Source organism: Salipiger sp. HF18, from assembly GCF_011806505.1.
Taxonomy (GTDB): domain Bacteria; phylum Pseudomonadota; class Alphaproteobacteria; order Rhodobacterales; family Rhodobacteraceae; genus Salipiger; species Salipiger thiooxidans.
The window spans coordinates 1-2,188 of record NZ_JAATOS010000603.1; the positions used below are offsets into that span (position 1 = coordinate 1).

3 protein-coding genes are annotated in these 2,188 nt (G+C 68.5%); all 3 read left to right on the top strand.

Features of this window, described 5'->3' with window-relative positions; translation table 11 throughout:
- Positions 1-1,111: sensor histidine kinase (locus HC022_RS24715; RefSeq protein WP_167454158.1), on the top strand; the 1,111-nt coding region annotated here is incomplete at its 5' end.
- Positions 1,095-1,856, top strand: a complete 762-nt coding sequence (locus tag HC022_RS24720) for an amidoligase family protein (protein WP_254885263.1) — start codon at positions 1,095-1,097, stop codon at positions 1,854-1,856. The genes HC022_RS24715 and HC022_RS24720, both read left to right, overlap by 17 nt.
- Positions 1,853-2,188: gamma-glutamyl-gamma-aminobutyrate hydrolase family protein (locus HC022_RS24725; protein WP_167454159.1), on the top strand; the 336-nt coding region annotated here is incomplete at its 3' end. The genes HC022_RS24720 and HC022_RS24725, both read left to right, overlap by 4 nt.

Consider the following 2,188-nt stretch of genomic DNA (forward strand, 5'->3'; position numbering starts at 1 on the left):
CATGCTGCCGGCGGACCTCGATCTCGCAAGCCTCGTGGGCGCGCGCTCGCAGAGCTTTGCCGCGCGCAGCAAGGACGGGGAAACCCGTGTCTACGCCGCCGCCCCGCTGGTGCCGGGCATGGTGCATGCGCTCGGGATCTGGAGCCACGACAACGTCGAGGCGCAGGGTCTGACGGTGAGCGGCGTCGCAAAGGCGCTGCCGCTCCTGATGTGGGCCGCGTCGGTGATCGTGGCCTTCCTCGCGGTGAACCGTCTGGTGATCCGCCACATCAAGCGCCTGTCCCGCCGGATGCGCAGCTTTGCCCGCACCCGCCGCATTCCCGACCACCACACCGACCTTGCGGTCCCGGCCGAGGTGGCGGAGATGGAGAATGACTTCCTCGACATGGCCGACGCCATCTTGCGCGATGAGGCGCAGCAGGAGAACGCGTTGCGCGAGAAGACCATCCTGCTGAAAGAGGTCCACCACCGGGTTAAGAACAACCTCCAGCTCATCTCCTCGATCATGAACATGCAAATCCGGCAGGCCAGCGAGGCCGAGACCCGGCTGGTGCTGCACCGTCTGCAGGACCGGATCCGCAGCCTCGCCACCATCCACCGCAACCTCTACCAGACCGAGGATCTCGGCCACGTCAATTCCGGCGTCCTGCTCGAGGAACTGGTGGCGCAGATGACCCAGATGACCGAGGTCAACGACCGTCCCGTCCGTGTGCGGACCGAGCTTGCCCATGTCGAGGCGGTGCCCGACCAGGCGGTGCCGCTGTCGTTGCTCACCGCCGAGGCGCTGACCAACGCGATGAAATATGCCTCGCCTGCCGCGGGCCAGAACCAGGCGGATGTCTCGGTGCGCTTCGAGCACGAGGGCGACGGACGCGCCGTGCTCGAAATCAGCAACAGCGACGCCACGCCCGAGACCGTCGATCCGGCGATCCGGATCGAGCCCAAGGGCCTCGGTTCGCGCTTGATCCAGGCCTTCGCGACCCAGCTCGGCGGCGACCTGATCCAGGGCCGCGAGGGCGATCGCTACCGCGTCCAGGTGGCGTTCTCGCTCAAGGATTTCGAGCCCGACGAAACCCTGCCAACCAAGGTGCCGGATGTCCCAGACTTCTGATCTCCCCGATGCGGAGAAGCTCGACCGCGACGGCTTTGGCGCGCAGCTCCGTGAGCTGGCGCGCAGCGTGGTCCCCGTGGAGGTGGTGAGCGACCCCATCGAGGTCGGCCAGATCGAGGCGCTCGACAAGGCGCTGGTGTCGCTGGCGAACGCGGGGGCCACCGGCACCTCGAGCGGGGTGCTGCTGGGCTTCGGCACGCATTTCAATCCGGAGGCGGTGTCGCTCGACTTTGCCGACGTCGCGCCGGTACTGACCGCCTACGCGCTGATCGAGGATCACCTGCGCCGCATCGCCGGCATCGACCTGTCGCGGCGGCTGCTGCCCTGGGTCGATCCCTATCCGCGTGCGCTGGTCGACCGGCTGGCAGCGCCGGACGCGCCCGCCGACATGCGCAACCTCATCAACACCTATCTCGAGCACGCGCCCTCGCGGAACCACGGGCTCGACATGCTCTGCATCTTCGCCGAGATCGACCACTCCCGCGTCGCGCGGGTGATGGACATGGAACAGATCTCGGCCCGCCCGACCTATCACCTGCGGCTGCCCGACTGCCGCATCGACGAGCCCGGCTGGTCGCTCGCGAAGGAATGGAACCGCTGGGTGCTGGTCGAGCGGGTTTCGGAGAACCCGGCGCTGATGGTGCGGCTGAAGGCGGCGTGGCGGGACCATCGCGCCTCGCTCACCACGTTGCGGTCCGACTGGGCGGGGCGGGTGAAGCACATCCTGCAGGAGGCGGGGCTTTGAGGCCGGTCATTGGCGTCACCGTCTCGCGCCGCTCGGGCTGGCGGGTGTTTCCGCTGATGGCGCTGGCGGTCTGGCTCGCCGGTGGGCGGGCTTTGCGCTGGCAGACCGGATACCGGAGGGTCGATCTCGACAAGGTCGACGGCGTGGTGATCGGTGGCGGCGACGACATCGCGCCCACGCTCTACGGCGGCGAGCTGCGGCTTGGGGTGCGGCTCGACCCGGCCCGGGACACGATGGAATCCGATGTGCTGCGCGGCGCCTTCGAGCGGCGGCTGCCGATCCTCGGGATCTGCCGGGGCTCGCAGATGCTGAACGTGGTGCTGGGTGGCACG